Source organism: Streptomyces sp. HNM0575 (assembly GCF_012726265.1).
Classification (GTDB): Bacteria; Actinomycetota; Actinomycetes; order Streptomycetales; family Streptomycetaceae; genus Streptomyces.
On the sequence record NZ_JAASAG010000004.1, the window covers coordinates 493,232 to 511,335 of the forward strand.

Consider the following 18,104-nt stretch of genomic DNA (forward strand, 5'->3'; position numbering starts at 1 on the left):
ACGGACGGATTCGCTGTCGCGTGACGGGCGTGCGTACGGGCCGGGGCCGGGACTTGGGCCGGGGCCGCGGCCCGCCCGGTCAGAACCAGGGCGCGAAACGCCCCGGTGCACAGAGGTCGTCGGGGTCGAACTGCCGCTTGAGGGACCGCAGTACGGGGACCGAGGGCGGTGCCGGACCCCATGGCGAGGCGTGGGCGTCCACGCCCCGGCGCCGCCGCCGCAGCGTCACCGAGCCGCCCGCCTCGCGGACGGCCTCGCGCCACGACGTGAGGCACGCGGCGTGCTCCTCCACGTCGCCGTCGCGCAGCACGACGGTGTGCACGCCCTGCGCGACGCCGCTGAGGAATCTCGCCTCCACACCGCTGTCCCTGGTCAGTTCGTCCAGCCGCCGCACCAGGGCGGGCAGCCGTGCCGGGTGGGTTCCGGCGCGCAGCACGGTCTCGCCCTCCTCGCCGCGTACGAGAGCGGAGTGCCGCTGCCACACGGCGAGTTCGGCCTCGGGGCCGAGCACGCGGGCGGCCGCGAACCCGGCCAGCTGCGGCACGAGACGGCCGCGTACCGCAGTGCTCTCCTCGGTGCCGTGGAAGCGCACCAGAAGTTCCTGCCCGTCCCACTCGGCGGCGACCGGTTCCAGGGGCGAGCGCAGCACGGCGCGCGCAGCGTCGAGCGCCCGCCCGGCGTCGTCGACGGGCAGGGCCACGGTCGCCGTGGCGGCGGGCAAGGGGTGTACGCGCAGATTGAGGCGGACGACGAGACCGAAGGCGCCGAGCGAACCGTTCATCAGCTTCGCGAGGTCGTATCCGGCGACGTTCTTGATGACGTCGCCGCCCGTGCGGGCCACGGTGCCGTCGGGCAGCACGAGAGTCGCGCCGATCACGAGGTCGCCGATACCGCCGTACTTCAGCCGCCGCGGCCCGGCGTCACCGCAGGCCAGCAGCCCGCCAAGGGTCGCGCCGGCGTCGGCGGCGGGCGGGTCGACGGGCAGCCACTGGCCAGCGGGGGCCAGCTGTTCCTGTAGCCGGGCCAGCGGCATGCCGGCCTCGGCACCGACCGTCCAGTCCCCCGACGCGTGGCTGATCAGCCGGTCGAGGCCGGAGGTCTCCACGACGAGGCCGGGACCGGCCACGGGCCCGCCCCATTCGCGGGCCGTTCCCGCGCCCTCGAACAGCAGCGTCCGCCGCTCGCGCGCGGCGTCCGCGACGGCGTCGGCGGCCTCGGCGAGGCTCGACGGGCGCACCCGGGAGAGCGGCCGGGTGCCGCGGCCGGTCTCCTCCCCTGGCTCCCGCGACCCCGCTTCCCGCGGCTCGACCTTCGCGTCCGGCGCCCCCGACTCGCCTGCGGACGGCGGGACTTGGGCGGACTGGGCCGACTGGGCCGACGTATCGGACGTGTCGGACGCGGCGGAACCTTCGGCGGCCGCGGACTTCCGGGCGTCCGTCTCCGCGGCCTTCCGGGCGCCCGCCTCCGCGCCCGGCACACCCGCCCGCAGCGTCCCCCGGGACTCCTCTGTCACCTCTGTGTCACCTCGTCTCACAACCTCTCGATCACGCCGGCCGCCTCCAGCGGATGCGGCCGGTAGCGTCCGGGCGCCTCGCCGCACAGCCGCGGAGTGGGCAGCACCTTGCCGGGATTGGCCAGTCCGTCGGGGTCGAAAGCGGAGCGCAGCCGCCCCATCACGGCAAGGTCGGTCTCCCCGAACATCTCCGGCATCGAACACGCCTTGTCCAGGCCGATGCCGTGCTCGCCGCTGAGCGAACCGCCCAGCTCCACGCACATCTCGGCGATCTCGGCGGCCAGCTTCTCGGCGCGCTCCGACTCCCCCGCCTGCTCGTCGAAGAGCACCAGCGGGTGCAGATTGCCGTCTCCCGCGTGGAAGACGTTGGCCACCCGCAGCCCCTCGGCGGCGGACATCGCGGCGATACGGCTCAGCGCCTCGGACAGCCGGGTGCGCGGTACGACGCCGTCCTGCACGAAGTAGTCCGGGCTGATGCGGCCCATGGCTGCGAACGCGGCCTTGCGGCCCTTCCAGATCAGCGCCCGCTCACCGGCGGTCGTGGCGATCCGTACGTTCGAGGTGCCCTTGTCGTGGCACAGCGCCACGACCTTCTCGAACTGCTCGTCGCATTCGTGCTCCATGCCGTCGAGTTCGACGACGAGCGCCGCCGTCGCGTCGAGGCTGTAACCGGCGTGCACCGCGGCCTCGCACGCCTCGATCGCGAGGGAGTCCAGCATCTCCACCGCGGCGGGCACGATCCCGGACGCCATGATCGCGCTGACGGCCTCCCCAGCGGCCTCCACCGTGGGGAAGTCGGCGACCAGGGTGCGCACGCTCTCCGGCGTGCGCAGCAGCCGCACGGTGATCTCGGTGGCGATGCCGAGCGTGCCCTCGGAGCCGATGAACAGCCCGCGCAGATCCGGACCGGCCGTTTCCGGGGCGTCGCCCCCGAGTTCGGTGACGGTGCCGTCCGGGAGCACCACGCGCAGGGCGGTCACGTGGTGCACGGTGAAGCCGTACTTGACGCAGTGGGCGCCGCCCGAGTTCTCCGCGACGTTCCCGCCGATGGTGCACACGACCTGGCTCGAGGGGTCCGGCGCGTAGTAGAGACCGTGGGCACCGGCGACGCGTGAGATCTCGGCGTTGGTGACGCCGGGCTGAAGGACCATCCGCCGGTCCTCCGGATCGAGGTCCAGCACCTGCCGCATCCGCGCCAGTGAGATCACCACTCCCTGCGCGACGGGCACCGCTCCCCCCGACAGCCCCGTGCCGGCGCCGCGTGCGACGAACGGCAGTCCGGCCCGCGCGCACAGCGAGACGGCGGCGGCGACCTCCTCGGTGCTGCGCGGCAATACGACCAGGGCGGGGACTTCACGGAAGCCTGTGAGCCCGTCACACTCGTAGGTCCGCAGCTGAAGCGGATCCGTCAGCACGGCATCGGCCCCGAGCGCGGCTTCGAACTCACGGCGCAGTGCGGTGTCGATCATGGCACCGAGCCTCCAGACCCGTAGATCCTCCGACGTGACGGCAGTTCGGCGAATTCCGGAGTTGCGAACTTCCGAATTCCGGTATTCAACGACCGCGTCACGGAACCTAGGGTCGTTGCATCTATGCGTCAACCCTTCGTTGCATCCATGTTTCACAACGACTTCGCCGCTGCCCGTGAGCGCCGCCCGCGATGCCCGTGCGAGGACCGCCGCGCTCGCGGAGTCCTCCGGCGTCCGCCGGTACCGCGATCGGACGTCCCGGGCCATTGCATGCGAAAAGCCCCCGACCACCGCCCTGGGGCTGCGGTGACGGCGGGGCAGCAAGGGCTTGCGGGAGCCGTGAGCGACTTCTGAGGGGGGCCTGACGGCCGCCCGGCGGACAGCCGGACCATGACAGGCGAACGGCTCCCTCCGGACGGGAGAGAGCCGTTGAGCAATTCGCCGCACGAGGAATTCCCCGTGCGCGCACGGCAGTTGGCGCCTGGAACCCCTCAGGGCCCGCCGCCCCGGCCGCCGATGAGACGGTCACGGGAGCGCGGGCCCTGGAGGAACGTGCCTGCTTCGCCTGCCGCTGAAGGCCGTACGCCGCGGAAGACCACCTGTCACGCGGGGCCGGCGGCCTCGGAGGTCAGGGCTTGACGCCGGCCTTCTTGCCCTCGTCCGTCGCCGCGTGCCAAAGGCCCATCTTGCCCTGACCGTTGATGTCACCGGGCTTCTTGTCGCCCTTGAACCAGTACATCGGCCAGCAGTCGACCGACAGCTGCTTCGTGCCGTCGGCACGCTTGTACGTGCTGAGCAGCTTCGGGTTGACGCCGCTGACCTTGTCCTTCTCGACGGCCTTCGCGGGCACCCACATCTTCAGGCAGTCGCCGTTGCAGTTGGACTTCATCGGCCACGCCGAGTCCTTGTCGAACCGGTAGAGCGTGTGGCCCTTGGCGTCGGCCAGCACCTTGCCGAGCTCCGGGTTCTCGACCGCCTTGAGCTGCTTGGTGTTTCGCATGCTGGCCTTGCCGCCGTCGGGGGCGAGGGCGTTCCACATCCCCTTGACGCCGTGTCCCTCGACGTCGCCGGGCTTCTTGTCCTCCGTGAACCGGTAGGCCGGCCAGCCGCCGACGGTCAGCTGCCAGGAGCCGTCGCTGCGCTTGACCTTGCCGATGTCCTCCTTGGCGATGCCGGAGCCGGTGCCGGCCTTCGCGCCCTTCGCCGGCACCGGGGTCCACATCTTCTCGCAGTCGCCGTTGCAGTTGGACTGGGACGGGGAGGCGGTGTCCTCGTCGTAGCGGTACAGCGTCCAGCCCTTGGAGTCGGTGACCACGTCGCCGAGCTTCTCGTTGGGTTTCACCTCCAGCGAGCCCGCCGGGGCCTTCTTGCCGGTCTCGGCCGAGCCGCCGCCGTTGTTGTTGTCGGCTGCCTGCCCTGCCGGCTTGATCTTCTGCCCGGAGTAGTCATTGCCCGTGGAACCGCAGCCCGTAGCGAACATCGCCACGACGATCGCGGTCCCGATCAGAGCCACGTGACGCTGCTTCCTCATGACCGCTCCCTCAGTGCTCGATATGTGTGGCTGGCATGTGAGTGTGGTGCAGGAGGGTTTCAGGCGGCGGAAAGTTGTCCGATCGTGCCAAACGGCAGGGTTCCGCCATGACGGCGAATGTGCTGGCGGGTGAACTCCCCGCGTCCCGCCGCCGGTTGAGGCCGTAAGAGCCTCCCCGGCCGCGCTTGCGGAACCGCTACCGAAGCCCCCGCGCGAGCGCTTGCCGAGCGGCGTACGGGCACCCGGAAGCGAGCAGACGGGCACGTCCCGCGCGCCCGCTGCGGGCGCGCGGGGCGTTCCGTCACCGCTCGACGATCCTCAGCGCCAGCGCCGGGCAGCGCCGCACGGCCCGCTGAGCCTGCTTCTGCATGTGCGGGTGGATGGTCGCGGAGGCGCCCGTCGGATAGCCGTCGATGTCCAGCTCGATCATGTCCGGTACGACTCCCGCGCACAGGCCGTGGCCCTGGCACAGGGTCCAGTCGACGACGAGCCGCTTCTGCTTCTGTTCGAGCTGCGGCACGCCGCGCTTGGGCCGCTCCGGACGCTCCGGAGGCCGGTAGCCGGCGGCGAGCTGCACCTCCTCGGGCACCGACAGGCAGCCGAAGACGGGACGGCCGCAGCCGCGGCCGAGCGCGTGCTTCTCGAAGTCCTCAGCGAAGATCTCGAAGGCGGACTCGACCAGGCGCGCGGTGCCGTCGGGGTGACTGCACGCTCCGCGCCCCTTCACGGCCCTGGTGCGGGCCTTCATCGCGTCCAGGGCCTCCCGGCCGCCGCCGTCGGCGGCCCACGCCACCGTGTCGGCGAGCGCCGGCAGACCGAGGAAGCACGGGCCGCACTGCCCGGCGGACTCGTCCGCCATCCAGCGTGCGACCAGCTCCACCTCGCCCACCGGGCAGGTCCCTTCGGGCAGCGGCAGCACGGCGCCGGCGCCCAGGGTGGAGCCCAGCGCGTCCAGCGAGTCGCGGGAGATGCGCGCCTGCCAGCACTGGTCCCGCTCCAGGAACTTGCCGTGGAAGCCGCCGATCAGCACGCCCTGCCCGGGGTCGGTACCGCACAGCCCGAGGATGTACGGGAGCGGCGCACCCGTCGGCGTCTCGACGACCTTGTCGCCGCCCACCGTCAGCAGCACCGTCCCCGGCTCCGTGGGCAGGCCCACGTTGCGGAAGTCGAGCGCGCCGAGCCGCGCTCCGACGGCGAGCTGAGCGAAGGTCTCCGTGTTGGAGAGCAGCGTGGGCAGGCCGTCGACGCCGGCGTCGCTGGCGCGTACGCCGCTGCCCGAGGGCAGCACCGGCAGCTGGTTGAGTCCGCTGACGATCGAGCTGGACTCACCGGTGACGAAGCGCTCCGGCATCCGTACGACCCGGATGCGGGGCCCTCCGGGGCCGCGCTCGGCGACCGCGTCGCGCACCGAGCGCTCGACGTCGGGCCGGGTGACCGCGACGTTGATCTCGTCGGAGTTGAGCGCGCGGGCGCACAGCATCGCGCCGTCCAGCACCAGGTGGGGGCTGAAGAGCAGCAGCGCCGTGTCCTTGAGGCAACTCGGCTCGCCCTCGCTGCCGTTGACCACGACCGCCGCACGCGCCTGCTGCCGCCGGTGGGCCGATTCGATGACCGCCTTGAGCTTGCGGGCGAAGGGGAAGCCCGCACCGCCTCTGCCCCGCAGGTCGATGTTCTCGGCGAGATCGACCAGTTCCTCCAGCCGCATCTCGGGCATCGTTCCGTGCACCGTCAGATGGCCGACGCGCTCCAGGCGCCGGGTCCATCCCGCGCCGGTGCCCAGGCCCGCGAGCAGCCGGGGCGGCCCGAACGAGGCGAGGGAGGGCACCGCGTCCGCGTTGGACGCGGAGACGGGGGAGGGCACGACAGACGTCACTTATTGCTCCTTCTTGCGCTTGTCGGCCGGTGACGGGTTACGGCTCGGGGCGAGCCGCATCATCAGCACGACGGTCACTCCGGTCAGGGCCACGGCGTATCCCCAGTCGACCCAGTCCGCCACGGCCCTGCCCGCACGCAGGCCGTGCACCAGGGACGCGCCCCATGCCAGATAGGCGGTCATGTGCAGGGCACGCCACAGACGTGACTGGCCCTTGCGTGCGAAGGCGCCCCGCACGGCGCCCGTCACCGTCACCGCCACGAAGAGATATCCGGCGACCGTGCCCAGGCCGATCAGAATCGGCTGTGCACCGTCCAGTCCCGGAATCGCCGCCGCCTGCCAAGTCGTCGAGCCCAGCGCGACCTTCGACCAGATGTGCAGACCGAGGAAACCTATGCCGCCCACGGCGGAGCCCCGGTGAATGGCCTGCGCGATGAGCCGGTGATTCGGATCGAGCAGCATCCGGTCCGCCGCCGCCACGCCCCACAGGACCGAGAACGTGAGCAGCAGCAGCGCGAAGACACCCGCCCCGAATTCGACGAATGCCCACAATCTGTCCAGCGACTGGTTGCTGATCGCGAACACGATCGCCAAAGCCGAGACGATCACGAACGCGGTGTAACGGGGAACGAAACGTGCCGCGGTCCCGCGCCCCGGGCTCTCGACCTCGAGTCTCGGGCCCCGAGCCGAGCGCTGACGGACCTGGCGAGGGCTGACGTCACCTCGCCTGGAGGCCGCAAGCGCCGTCGGACGGCGCTTCGCCGGCGGGACACGGATCTGTTCTTGAGGCATCCGGATCTTCCGATCGCACTGTCGCCGAAGTCCGACCTGACCCTCGGTCCCGCATCTGCCGTATACCGCAAAGCAGTTGAATCGGGAATGACCCGTGACGTTCCGGTGTGAAGCTCTCTACTTTGCGCGACCAGAATGCGGTGGTCGGGATGCAGAAGCATCTCGGAACTCCCCGGGACCTTCACAGCTTTTATCGCTCTGTGACAAATTCTGGCAGTGGGATCGCCGCCGCACCCCGCGGTGTCGATGATGCCCCTTCAGGGGAAGCAGGGGGACCCTCAACTCCGGGGCCGGGGCGGGATACCGGTTACCGGAGGCAACCTCCGCGGGCTTGTCCTCCCGTGCTCGGGCAGGCCCAACCCGGCAGGAACGAGGTAGAGATGAGCGACGTTCTCAACCGCATCCGATCTCGCCCGCGCGGCGAGTGGGCGCGCGTTCAGAGAAAGGAGCTGCCCGCCGTCGCAGACCAGGTGGTGGAAGCTCTACAACGCAGCATACCGGCAATGTCCGCTTTTCTGCGGGAAATTGACCGCGAGGATGCTCAATGGGCCGTGGAACAGGCATTGCTGGCCGCATTGGGACATCACTCCCCGGAGACAAAGGATACGGACACGGGAACCGCAACCCAGGCCGACAACGTCACAGCAGCGGTTCCCATCGACCGAGCCCGACGCCAGCTGTTCACGGCACTCATGGGAGAGGAGGAATTCCCGGAATCACGACTGACGGAACTGGCCAGGTCAGCAAGGTGGCCGTTGCCCGAGACCGTACGTGCTGTAGCCCTCGCCTCACCCAGCGAGGTGCCCCAGCTCGCCGCGGCACTCGGCAACGCCCTGGTCAGCCCTGTCGAAAGTGAGCTGTGCCTGCTGATACCCGACCCCGAGGACGACCGCGAAGCACTGGAGAACGTGCTGCGCGGGCGTACTGCTGCGGTCGGGCACACCGTCCCGCTGAACGACGCGGGATCATCGGTGCGCTGGGCCCGGCGACTGCTGGAGCTGACACCGCCGCCCGGAGCACCGGGCGGCGCAGTCAACGGCAGTGTCAACGGCGGAATCGGCAACAACCAGGACGGCAAGGTCCTGTTCGTGGACGACCATCTGTCCATGCTTCTTCTGTTGCAGGACGAATCGCTCGCCTGCGCTCTCTCGTCGCGCTGGCTCGGACCCCTCGCCGAGCTCACACCGCGGCAGAGCGAGCGTCTCGAAGTCACGCTGCTGGCGTGGCTGGAGAGCGGTGGCGCACCCGAGGCGGCGAAGACGCTCCAGGTGCACCCGCAGACGGTGCGGTACAGGCTGCGGCAGATAGAGAAGCTCTTCGGCTCGGCACTGCGCGATCCGCGTACGCGTTTCGAGCTGGAGATGACCCTTCGCGGCCGGCGGCTGCTGGGCCAGATACGGAGGCAGCGCACCCGCGCCGGCCGCCGGGCCCGTACCGTCGCGGCGGGTGTACGCCCGCTGGGTGTCGCACGCGAGGCCCGGGTCAACGGTCTGTGACCGTGAGCGCCCGGTGCTCCGGCACCGGGCGCTCACCCGGAATCCGCGGGTGAGACCCCGGCGGAACTGACAACCGGAAAACACCTACAACAGAACACGGAACGACAGGCGGCGGCCCGGACACAGGATCTGTGTCCGGGCCGCCGTGGTGTTCGGTCACCGCTGCGGGGCGAGGCTCCCGCTGCGGTGGGAGCAGAACTCTATGAGCATCCCTTTCCGTTGTTGATGCAGTCGACGATCTTGTTCTGCAGGTCCTCGCCGGTGTCGATGATGGTGTCGGCGTGGTCCGTGATGGGCTTGTGCAGCTGCTCCGGGAACGAGTCCACCGCGAAGGGAGTATCGGCGTTGACCAGATTCTCCTGGGGGATGTCGTACTTGAGCGTGAACTTCAGCTGCGGGATCGCCTGGAACCCGTCAGGGCACTTGCCGCCGTTGTCCTTGGAGAACGCGACGTGGTCCCGGTGGTTGGCGCTGTCCAGGTTCTTACCGTCCCAGCAGTCCTGGAAGGCAAGGGTACGGAGGGTCTTCTTCCCTTCGGGGCAGATCGGGTACTTGTCCTTGAGCTGGCGGTCCTCGAAGCCTTCGCAGCTCCAGGACGCGTTGGCGTTCTTGTCACCGTTCGTGAAGGACTTGGCGTCACCGGTGGGCATGCGCAGGAACTGCGGCATGGCAGTGACCTTGTCGTCCCCGCCGGCGGCGTACTGGATCTCGGCTTCAGCGGGCTGAAGGATGGTTCCGACGTTGAGGTCGTTGGAACCGCCGTCGCCGGGCTTGGCCTCCTCGCCCTCGCCGCCACCAACCTGATCATCCTGGCCCTGGCCCTGATCCTGACCCTGATCCTGACCTTGGTCCTGACCCTGGTCCTGGCCCTGATCCTGACCCTGGTCCTGACCTTGATCCTCGGCCGGAGGCTGACCCTGGCCCTGGTCCTGACCTTGGTCCTGACCCTGGTCCTGACCTTGGTCCTGACCCTGGTCCTCGGCCGGAGGCTGACCCTGGCCCTGGTCCTGACCCTGGTCCTGGCCCTGGTCCTGGCCCTGATCCTCGGCCGGAGGCTGACCCTGGCCCTGGTCCTGACCCTGATCCTGACCCTGCGAGTCGTGCGTCAGGCTGTTCGTGTTGACGCTGTTCGCCGCCTCGTCACCACCGGCGTTGTCGCCGCCCTCGGCGGGACCGCTCTTGTTGCCGACGGCGCCCCGCTGATCCTCCTTGCCGTTCAGCGAACGGAGAACGACCCAGTAGTACGTCGACTTGTCGCCGTTGGTGCACGTGGTGTCGGACGCGTCCAGCGACTGGTCGGACGTCTGGGCATCGGTGTCGAAGTTGCCCACGTAGTCGTGGATGTGGTGGGCACCGTTCACAACGCCCGGAGCAGCTACCACGTTGTCCGAGTTGTTGTGCTGTTCGTCGTTGGTGCCGCACTCCGTGGCGAAGCTGTTGCCCTGCTCCTCCTTCTGAGCGTTGGGCTGGACGTCCTCGATCTTGACGAAATCGTCGGCAGCCGGACCTTGCGCCTGCTGACCTCCGCCTCCCTGCTGGCCGGCTTGGTCCTGCATCATCTGGCACTGAGCCATTGACTGCATGTCCTGGGGCTGCTCGGCACCGGCCTTCTGGAGGTCCTGGCCGATGCTGCGAATCGTCTCCGAGCGCTGCTGATTCAGCTGGCCCAAGGTCTCCTCAGAACTCTGCTCCTGGGAGTGCCACTGCCCGTAGGCATTTGCGACCTGCTGGTCCAGAGTGCCGAGCTTCTGGTCCACGGACTGCTTGGCAGCGTCCGGGACTTCGCCCAGTGCAAGGCTCACATCGGGACAGTCGATCGTGCTCGCAGCTTGGCCGGCACCGTCCGACCCCGCGAAGGCGCTCACACCGATCGCCGCTGCGCCACCACCACCGACCACCAGCGCTGCGACGATCGCTATCGTTTTATTCGCCGTGCGCGAGCGTTTGTGGCCTTTTTGTCTCATATTGACTTCACTCCACTCATTTCACGTCGTTCAGCGCCTCGAAGTCCACAAGTCCCGTGTCCTCCAGAACTGTGATGTGATCGAGGACAATGGCGTTGGCCCGGGTCGCCAACGACCGCACCATTGAGTTGCGGGTCTGATCGCGTACAAGGCCAATGAGGCCGAAGACCACGCCATGGGCCTGGCGCAGCCTCTCGACGAGAACCCGGTCGAATGCGTCACCCTGCGATTTGTTGATCTCGTCCAGGTAGTCCTGGTTCTTGCCGGCGGGCTGGTTCGGCAAGGAGACCTTCAGGGTGCGACCGGCCTCGATGGCCCGTCGGTCCAACTCCGTGTGTCCGTCGACGAGATGATCGCCCGCGATCCGCACCGACTTCCGTGTCCCGCGCTCCTGCGCGGACCGGCCGGCGGGCAGCTCCCAAAGACCGGCATTCCGCACTTTGCGTATGAAGTCACGGTCCATTGGTGTAAGGGGGCCGTATTCGGTTTTCCAGACTCCCTTACCGTCGTCCTGCCATCCCGCACGGGCCAGCGCAATGCTTCGATTGCCGTCGGCGAACTGCGTCGGCAACAGCAGCGCCGCGAGGGTTCCAACGAGCCCCAGAACGACCAGCACGGTGCCGATCGCTCGCCCGGACGTCATGGCGGACCGCATCCGCCCTCCTCTCCACACACAACTGTCGAAGTGCGACGGACGCTAATGGCGTGTGTGAGGATGTGGTCGAGGCTTCGTCCCGACCTGACAAGAACCGGTCTCAGATCGTTCGACACTGCTACATTGCCGAGTCGTATCTTGCCGCGTCCCGCCTCCAGCGGCGGTCAGTCCGCGTACAGCTCGTCGATCTCCGCCGCGTACATCCGCGTGATCTCGGCTCTTCTCAGCTTCATCGACTGCGTCACCAGGCCGTCGGCCATGCTGAACTCCTCCGGCAGGATGCGGAACGAGCGGATCGATTCGGCCCTGGAGAAGGCGCTGTTGGCGGCCGCCACGGCACGCCCCACTTCCCGTTCCAGCTCCTCCGCGGGGCTGTTGCCGTAGCCGGGGCCCGAATAACCCCACTGTTCACGGCCCTTGCGCCACTGCTCCAGGACCTCCGGGTCCAGGGTGACCAGGGCCGCCACGTACGGACGCTGGTCGCCCACCACCAGCGCCTGGGAGATGAGGGGATGGGCGCGCAGCCGGGTCTCCAGCACCAGCGGTGACACGCTCCTGCCGGCGCTGGTGATGATGACGTCCTTCTTGCGCCCGGTGATGACGAGATAGCCGTCGTCGAGATAGCCGACGTCGCCCGTGCCGAGCCAGCCGTCGCGCAGCGTCTCCTCGTACTGCTCCCGGGCGTGCGCGCCGCCTCCCGCGCCGCTTCCCGGGTACGGGGAGCCCGGTGGCTGCGCGGACTCCTCGGAGCGTCCCGTGTAGCCGGGGAAGACCGTCGGGCCGCGCACCCACACCTCACCGTCGCGGGCGATGTGGACGGACGCGCCCGGCATGGGGCGTCCCACCGTGCCGAACCGCGGCCTTCCCGGGGGCTGCGCCGTGATGGCACACGTGGTCTCCGTCAGGCCGTAGCAGTCGTATACGACGATGCCCGCGCCCGCGAGGGCCAGGCCGAGTTCGCGGCTGAGGGCGGAGCCGCCCGAGACGACGTTGCGCGTACGGCCGCCGAGCACGTCCCTCAACTGCCGGTAGACCAGGCGGTCGTAGACGGCGTGACGCGCCCGCAGGCCCGTGCTGGGCCCCGGTCCGGCGCCGAGGGCCTGGGCCTCCGCGGCCTGCGCGTACCGCCGTGAAATCTCCATGGCGCGGTCGAACATGTCGCCGCGGCCGGCTTTCACGGCTTTCATCCGTGCCGCCGCGTAGAACTTCTCGAAGAAATACGGGACGGCATACAGGCACGTCGGCCGGAATGATCTGACCGCGGGCATCAACTCGTGGGCGGAAATGGAAGGTTGATGCCCCAGCAGATAACCGCCCCGTATGCACAGCACCGTCACCATCAGCCCGTAGACATGACCCACCGGCAGAAAGGCGAGAATGGACGGCTGCCGGCCGGGCTCCCCCATCTGCGTGCCCCAGCCGGCGAGGATCGTGTCGCATTCAGAGGCGAGATTGCGGTGGGTGATGACGCATCCGCGCGGACGGCCCGTGGTGCCTGAGGTGTAGATGACGGCGGCGGCCATCTCCGGTGTGACGGCCCAGCGATGGCGGTGCACGTCGTTGTCCTCGACGGCGCGGCCCGACTCGGCCAGCCATCCGACGCAGTCCGCGTCGAGCTGCCAGATGCGGCGCAGCTGCGGCAGCCCGTCGACGACCGAGCCCACGGTCATCGCGTGGTCCTCGTGCTCGACGACGATGGCGCACGCCTCCGAGTCGCTCAGCACCCAGCGCAGGTGCTCGGCCGAGGACTGCGGATACAGGGGGACGACCTGGGCGCCGAGCGACCACAGGGCGAAGCTGAAGAGCGTCCACTCGTGCCGGGTGCGGGTCATGACGGCGACCCGGTCGCCGAAGCGTATGCCCTCGGTCAGCAACCCCTTGGCGAGCTTGAGCACTTGGGCGGCGAAGGCGGCGGCGGTCGTCTCACGCCACTGGCCGCTGCTGCCGTCGGGTCCGTCGAGCCGGGCGAGCTGCGGCAACCCCGGCTCGCGTGCGGCCAGTTCGTAGACCGAGTCGGCGAGACCGCCGGATCTCAGCGGCTCCACGAGGGGAGGAAGGCTGTAGTCACGCACGGCGCACCGCCCTCACCCCGTCTGCCCTTCGTCACGACGTTCAGTGACTGACCGCGAAAATTACCTCGCCGTACGGGGTGCTGCCTAGGGAAATGCGGATCTTCCCGTGCGTGGAATCAGAGGAGGGTGTGTGAGGGAAGAGAGCCTTTTGACCGCGCCGTGCGACGCCCGTGGCCCCGCGGCGGCTCGGGTGACCACGAGTAACCGCCGCGTCCCGGCGGCGGATCGGCTGCGGTCCCCGGCGGTCGCCCCGCCTGCCCGGCGGGGCACCGTGCCGGCTGCCGTGACGGGACGGCCGGGTGAGGACGACCCGGGTGAGGGCGGTCGGGACGCCGGCCGGACGCGAGCCGCCCGCCGGCGTCCGCCCCGTCACGTACCGCTGATGATGCGGGCCAGCTCGTCCGCACCTTCGCGGGTGCCGACCGCCACGACCTCGTCGCCCGCCTCCAGCCGGAACTCCGGCCCCGGCGACGGATGCGGCCCGGTACGGCGGAGCACGGCCACGATGTAGGCCCCCGTGCGGGTACGGGCGCGGGTGTCCCCCAACGGGCGCCCGCGGTAAGGCGACTGGGTCGTCACCTGGATCCGCTCGGTGACCAGGTCCAGGTCCATCTCGGCGGTGCCGAGCCGCGGGGCCTCGCCGGGCGCGAGCAGTCCCGCGAGGGAGGACGCCTCGTCCGGGTCCAGCGGAACGGTGGCCTGGCAGGCGTCCGGATCGTCCAGCTCGTAGAAGCCGAGGAAGCGCCGCCCGTCCTGATGCGCGACCACCGAGATGTGCCGGCCCGCCCGGGTCTCGATGTCGTACTGCGTGCCTACTCCCGGCAGCTTAGTGCGCTGCGTGGTCATGGTCGCCCCGGCCTCCTCGGAGAGTGCGATGCGGGCCGCACTTCGCGGCGGTCACGAGCGTAACGCTCCCGGTGCGGCGGCCCGCATCCGCATCCGGGCCGACGGGACCGGAGCGCTACGAGCCGTCCGGGTCGGCCCGCTCCAGCGCGGGCTTCGGGCCGGGCTCGGCCTCCGACAGCAGATAGTCGGCGGCGGCCGTGTCGGTGACGATGCTGGTGACCAGTCCGGAGCGCAGCACCGCGCCGATGGCCTCCGCCTTGCGCTGCCCGCCCGCGATGGCGATCACCTCGGGGACGCGGCGCAGCCGTTCGGCCTCGACCGTGATGCAGCGCTCCCCCAGGTCCCGCCCGATGCGCCGGCCGCTCTTGTCGAAGAGGTGCGCGGACATCTCGGCGGCCACTCCCAGCGAGGAGTAGTGCTCGCGCTCGGAGTCGCTGAGCATGTCGTGGATGGTGGAGATGCCCGATTCCCAGGAGCCGATGGAAACGGCCGCGACCGTCACCTTGTCGAAGTACTCGAAGGCGCGGGCGATGCCGGTCTGGCTGCGCAGCGCGGCGGCCGTGGCCGGGTCGGGCAGCAGCATCGGGGCGTAGACGGGGTGTGCCTCTCCCCCGGCGACCTCGGCGGCCCGCCGCACGGCCTCGACCGATCCGCGGTCGGCGGTGCCCGCGTCGTAGACGCCGGTCAGCTGTACGACCGTGCACGGCGGCAACTGCCGCAGCGCGGCGGCCATATGCGTGGTGGAGCGGCCCCAGGCGAGGCCGAGCACATCGCCTTCGGTGACGAGCTCGCCGAGGAGGCCGGCGGCCACCTCGCCCAGGTTCTCGGGGTCGGCGCCGTCGTCCGCCGCCTCGGAGGGCGACTCCACGACGACCACGTGCCGCAGCCCGTAGCGGGCGCGGAGCGCGTCCGAGCGGTCGGCGTCCAGCTCCGCGGGCACCCTGATCTCGATGCGGACGAGGTCCCGCTCCAGCGCCGTCTCCAGCACCCTCGCCACCTTGAAGCGGCTCACGCCGAACTCGTCCGCGATCTGGATCTTGGATTTGCCCTCTAGGTAGAAGCGGCGTGCCATGGCCGCCGCCTGCATGAGCTCGGCGGGTCCCATTCGCGTGGTCCGACCCGACGACACCGCACTCACCTCACTGTCTTGCCGTACGTACGCATCAGCGCTGAGCGTTCATCCTTGCAGATCCCGGAGGGCCTCGATCCACTCTTGCGCCCGCCGTGCGCTCGGTCCGCCCGGTACGCGCTTGGCCTGCGTCCAGTGTGCGCGCACCGCGCCCGGGGGCCGAACCCGCGATGTGCGCGCGCTCCCGGGAGAACCGAGTGGTCAGCGGCTCACCGTTGATCGCCGGGCGGGTCCTCGGGCCCGGCGGGGACGGTGGAACGGCGGGCCGCGGCCTCCTCGGCCTGCCGGCGCAGACCGCGTACCGCCGCCGCCGGGTCGTCCGTGCCGTAGACCGACGAGCCCGCGACGAAGACGTCCGCGCCGGCCTCGGCGCACTGCTCGATGGTGGAGGCGGAGACCCCGCCGTCGACCTGGAGCCACATCTCCAGACCGTGCTTGTCCATCAGCCGCCTGGCGCGGCGGATCTTCGGCAGCATGATGTCGAGGAAGGCCTGCCCCCCGAACCCCGGCTCGACCGTCATCACCAGCAGCATGTCCAGCTCGGCCAGCAGGTCCTCGTACGGCTCGACGGGGGTGGCGGGCTTCAGCGCCATCGAGGCGCGGGCTCCGAGCGCCCTGATCTCCCGTGCGAGGCGTACGGGCGCCGCCGCGGCCTCGGCGTGGAAGGTCACGGAGCCGGCTCCCGCGTCGACGTACTGCGGGGCCCAGCGGTCCGGCTCGTCGATCATCAGGTGGCAGTCGACGGGGATGCCGGTGGACTTGACCAGCGCCTCCACCACGGGTGCGCCGAGGGTGAGGTTGGGGACGAAGTGGCCGTCCATGACGTCGACATGGAGCCAGTCCGCGCCGGTCACCGCCTCGGCCTCCGCGGCGAGACGCGCGAAGTCGGCGGAGAGGATGCTGGGGCTGATCTGAGCCATGTGCCTGCCTATCTGAGCCTCGGGCCCGGGGTCTCTCCCGGTCCCGCCTGTGCTGCCCCTGCCCGTGCGGCGCGGGGCGTCCGGGTACCGCACGCCGGATCATGTCATCCCGCGTGACGGCGGGGACGCGCGGCCGCCGGGAGCGAGCGGTCCGGCCTCGGAGCCCGGCCTCGGGGCCCGGCAGGCGCGGACGGGCGCCGAGCACCAGCGCGGCCGTACGGGGACGCGGGCCGGGAGCGCGGAGGCGCGGACGGGCGGGCGCCCGCGGGGAAGCGGATTCCCTGTGGGCGCCCGCCCGTTGGCGCCGTTCGGGCGCCGTCGTCGCTGTCCTTCTCGGGTGCCGTCCTCGCGTACCGCCTGCGTCCTCAGAGCCAGCCGGGCACGACGAAGAACAGCCATGTCACCGGGGGCGCGATGGCGACCATGCTGAACCCCCAGACCATCAACCGCCGGAAGACCGTGTCCCGTTGCTCCTCGGGCGCGTTCGCCGTCACGAGCGCACCGGAGGTGGAGAACGGCGAGGAGTCCACGACGGACGAGGAGATGGCGAGGGCGATGATCATGCCCACCGCTCCGACGTGGCCGCCCTGGAGGAAGGGCACGGCCAGCGGGATGAGCGCCCCGAGAATTCCCGTGGTGGAGGCGAAGGCGGAGACGACCGCGCCGATGAGGCAGATCAGCAGGGCGCCCAGCAGCGGGGCGTTGATGGAGGCCACGCCCTTGCCGAGCCAGTCGATGGTCCCCATGTTCTCCATCATGGTGACGAACGTGACGATGCCGCAGACCAGAAGGACCGTGGACCATGCGCAGGCGTCCACGGCGCCCTTGGCGGACGCGGGGTTCACGAGCGTGAGCACCACCCCGACGGTGAGCGCCATCAGCCCGGGGTCCAGGTCGAAGAAGAGCGATCCGACGACCATCCCCACCAGCCCGACCAGCGTCAGGATCCGGATGCCGGTGAGCTGCACGGCCTCCTCCCCCGCGGCGACCTCCGTACCGCCTGCCCCTGCGGGAGCGGGAGCGGTCACGGGCGCGGGGGCTCCGCCGCCCTTGGCGGCCGCCGGTCCGGTGCCTCCGGCCCCGCCGGGTGCGGGCTCGTCGCCGGACCCCGCGGGTGCGCCCGCCGTCACCAGCGAACCGCCCTCGTCTTCCTCGGCACTTGACGGCTTCCCCGGCGAGCCCTTCGGCGATTCGTCCTCGGCACGGCGGCCCATCAGGCTGCGTCCGCCGAACAGGAAGAACAGAACGAGGCTGAGGACCACGTTGAAGAAGAACGAGCTGAGGAAGAGCAGCGTGGGATTGCCGTCGAGCTCGTTCCGTTCCACGACGCCGTTCGTGATGCTGCCGAAGATGCTGATCGGCGAGAAACCGCCGGCGCTGGCGCCGTTGATGATGAGCAGTCCCATCAGCACCGGATTGATCCGGTAGCGCGTGCAGAATCCCATGCCGATGGGGGCGATGATTCCGACGGCGGCCGGAACGACCGCGCCCGACGCCGTGAGCACCGCCGTGACCAGGAACATCACCCATGGAATGAGCGCGATTCTGCCGCCTACCGCCCGCGTCGCGGAATCGACGAGCCAGCCCACCGTGCCGTTGTTCTTGGCTATGGCGAAGAGGAATGTGACGCCGACGAGCACGACGAACAAATCGCCTGGGAAGCCGCCGAATATGTCGTCCGCGGACTGACCGACGAATCCGCTTCCGATCACGAAGGCGGCCACGATGGCGAGCGCGCCCATGTGGACCGACGTGAAGGTGGCGATGGCGAATACCAGCACCAACCCGCTGATGGCTATGACGTGATCTGACACGAGGCTTCCTCGCCTTCGGTCGAACGGTCA

General features: G+C 70.1%; 13 protein-coding genes. 1 reads left to right on the forward strand and 12 read right to left on the reverse strand.

Features of this window, described 5'->3' with window-relative positions; all coding sequences use genetic code 11:
* Positions 1 to 79: 79 nt before the first annotated feature.
* The 5 genes from HCC61_RS13380 to HCC61_RS13400 form a co-directional block, all read right to left on the reverse strand.
* Positions 80 to 1,513, reverse strand: a complete 1,434-nt coding sequence (locus tag HCC61_RS13380; protein WP_169135600.1) for an FAD-binding oxidoreductase — start codon at positions 1,511 to 1,513, stop codon at positions 80 to 82.
* Between the two features lie 17 nt (positions 1,514 to 1,530).
* On the reverse strand, positions 1,531 to 2,982 hold the full coding sequence (locus tag HCC61_RS13385; RefSeq protein ID WP_169135601.1) for an FAD-linked oxidase C-terminal domain-containing protein: 1,452 nt from the start codon (positions 2,980 to 2,982) through the stop codon (positions 1,531 to 1,533).
* A 628-nt stretch (positions 2,983 to 3,610) separates the two neighbouring features.
* A complete protein-coding gene (locus tag HCC61_RS13390) occupies positions 3,611 to 4,513 on the reverse strand; it encodes an SCO0930 family lipoprotein (RefSeq protein ID WP_169135602.1) in 903 nt (300 codons plus the stop codon).
* A 301-nt stretch (positions 4,514 to 4,814) separates the two neighbouring features.
* The gene (locus HCC61_RS13395; RefSeq protein WP_169135603.1) at positions 4,815 to 6,386 is read right to left on the reverse strand and encodes an NADH-quinone oxidoreductase subunit NuoF family protein; all 1,572 of its coding nucleotides are present in this window, start codon (positions 6,384 to 6,386) and stop codon (positions 4,815 to 4,817) included.
* On the reverse strand, positions 6,387 to 6,995 hold the full coding sequence (locus tag HCC61_RS13400) for a hypothetical protein (protein WP_169135604.1): 609 nt from the start codon (positions 6,993 to 6,995) through the stop codon (positions 6,387 to 6,389). It lies immediately after the preceding gene.
* A 938-nt stretch (positions 6,996 to 7,933) separates the two neighbouring features.
* Here HCC61_RS13400 and HCC61_RS13405 point away from each other — a divergent pair.
* Positions 7,934 to 8,674, forward strand: coding sequence for a PucR family transcriptional regulator (locus HCC61_RS13405; RefSeq protein WP_240968935.1), 741 nt, complete (start codon positions 7,934 to 7,936; stop codon positions 8,672 to 8,674).
* 200 nt (positions 8,675 to 8,874) lie between these two features.
* Here the strand turns inward: HCC61_RS13405 and HCC61_RS30200 are convergent, their stop codons facing one another.
* The 7 genes from HCC61_RS30200 to HCC61_RS13440 form a co-directional block, all read right to left on the reverse strand.
* Positions 8,875 to 10,476 carry a DUF1996 domain-containing protein gene (locus HCC61_RS30200; protein ID WP_346777174.1) on the reverse strand — a complete coding sequence of 534 codons (1,602 nt, stop codon included), beginning with the start codon at positions 10,474 to 10,476 and terminating at the stop codon, positions 8,875 to 8,877.
* A 178-nt stretch (positions 10,477 to 10,654) separates the two neighbouring features.
* The gene (locus HCC61_RS13415) at positions 10,655 to 11,293 is read right to left on the reverse strand and encodes a DUF4142 domain-containing protein (RefSeq protein WP_169135606.1); all 639 of its coding nucleotides are present in this window, start codon (positions 11,291 to 11,293) and stop codon (positions 10,655 to 10,657) included.
* A gap of 164 nt (positions 11,294 to 11,457) precedes the next feature.
* Positions 11,458 to 13,365: an AMP-dependent synthetase/ligase gene (locus HCC61_RS13420; RefSeq protein WP_169135607.1), complete on the reverse strand. Its 1,908-nt coding sequence runs from the start codon at positions 13,363 to 13,365 to the stop codon at positions 11,458 to 11,460.
* Between the two features lie 369 nt (positions 13,366 to 13,734).
* Positions 13,735 to 14,211, reverse strand: a complete 477-nt coding sequence (locus HCC61_RS13425) for a cation:proton antiporter regulatory subunit (protein WP_169135608.1) — start codon at positions 14,209 to 14,211, stop codon at positions 13,735 to 13,737.
* 115 nt (positions 14,212 to 14,326) lie between these two features.
* Positions 14,327 to 15,316 carry a sugar-binding domain-containing protein gene (locus HCC61_RS13430; RefSeq protein ID WP_206322407.1) on the reverse strand — a complete coding sequence of 330 codons (990 nt, stop codon included), beginning with the start codon at positions 15,314 to 15,316 and terminating at the stop codon, positions 14,327 to 14,329.
* A 233-nt stretch (positions 15,317 to 15,549) separates the two neighbouring features.
* A complete protein-coding gene (gene rpe / locus HCC61_RS13435; RefSeq protein WP_169135610.1) occupies positions 15,550 to 16,260 on the reverse strand; it encodes a ribulose-phosphate 3-epimerase in 711 nt (236 codons plus the stop codon).
* Between the two features lie 365 nt (positions 16,261 to 16,625).
* Positions 16,626 to 18,074, reverse strand: a complete 1,449-nt coding sequence (locus HCC61_RS13440; protein ID WP_169135611.1) for an SLC13 family permease — start codon at positions 18,072 to 18,074, stop codon at positions 16,626 to 16,628.
* Positions 18,075 to 18,104 lie beyond the last annotated feature (30 nt).

Bases quoted from the DNA above. Each gene is read 5' to 3' on its own strand.
- HCC61_RS13385 (WP_169135601.1), bottom strand. From the start codon at position 2,982: ATGATCGACACCGCACTGCGCCGTGAGTTCGAAGCCGCGCTCGGGGCC.
- HCC61_RS13390 (WP_169135602.1), bottom strand. From the start codon at position 4,513: ATGAGGAAGCAGCGTCACGTGGCTCTGATCGGGACCGCGATCGTCGTG.
- HCC61_RS13415 (WP_169135606.1), bottom strand. From the start codon at position 11,293: ATGCGGTCCGCCATGACGTCCGGGCGAGCGATCGGCACCGTGCTGGTC.
- HCC61_RS13425 (WP_169135608.1), bottom strand. From the start codon at position 14,211: ATGACCACGCAGCGCACTAAGCTGCCGGGAGTAGGCACGCAGTACGAC.
- HCC61_RS13430 (WP_206322407.1), bottom strand. From the start codon at position 15,316: ATGGGACCCGCCGAGCTCATGCAGGCGGCGGCCATGGCACGCCGCTTC.
- rpe (WP_169135610.1), bottom strand. From the start codon at position 16,260: ATGGCTCAGATCAGCCCCAGCATCCTCTCCGCCGACTTCGCGCGTCTC.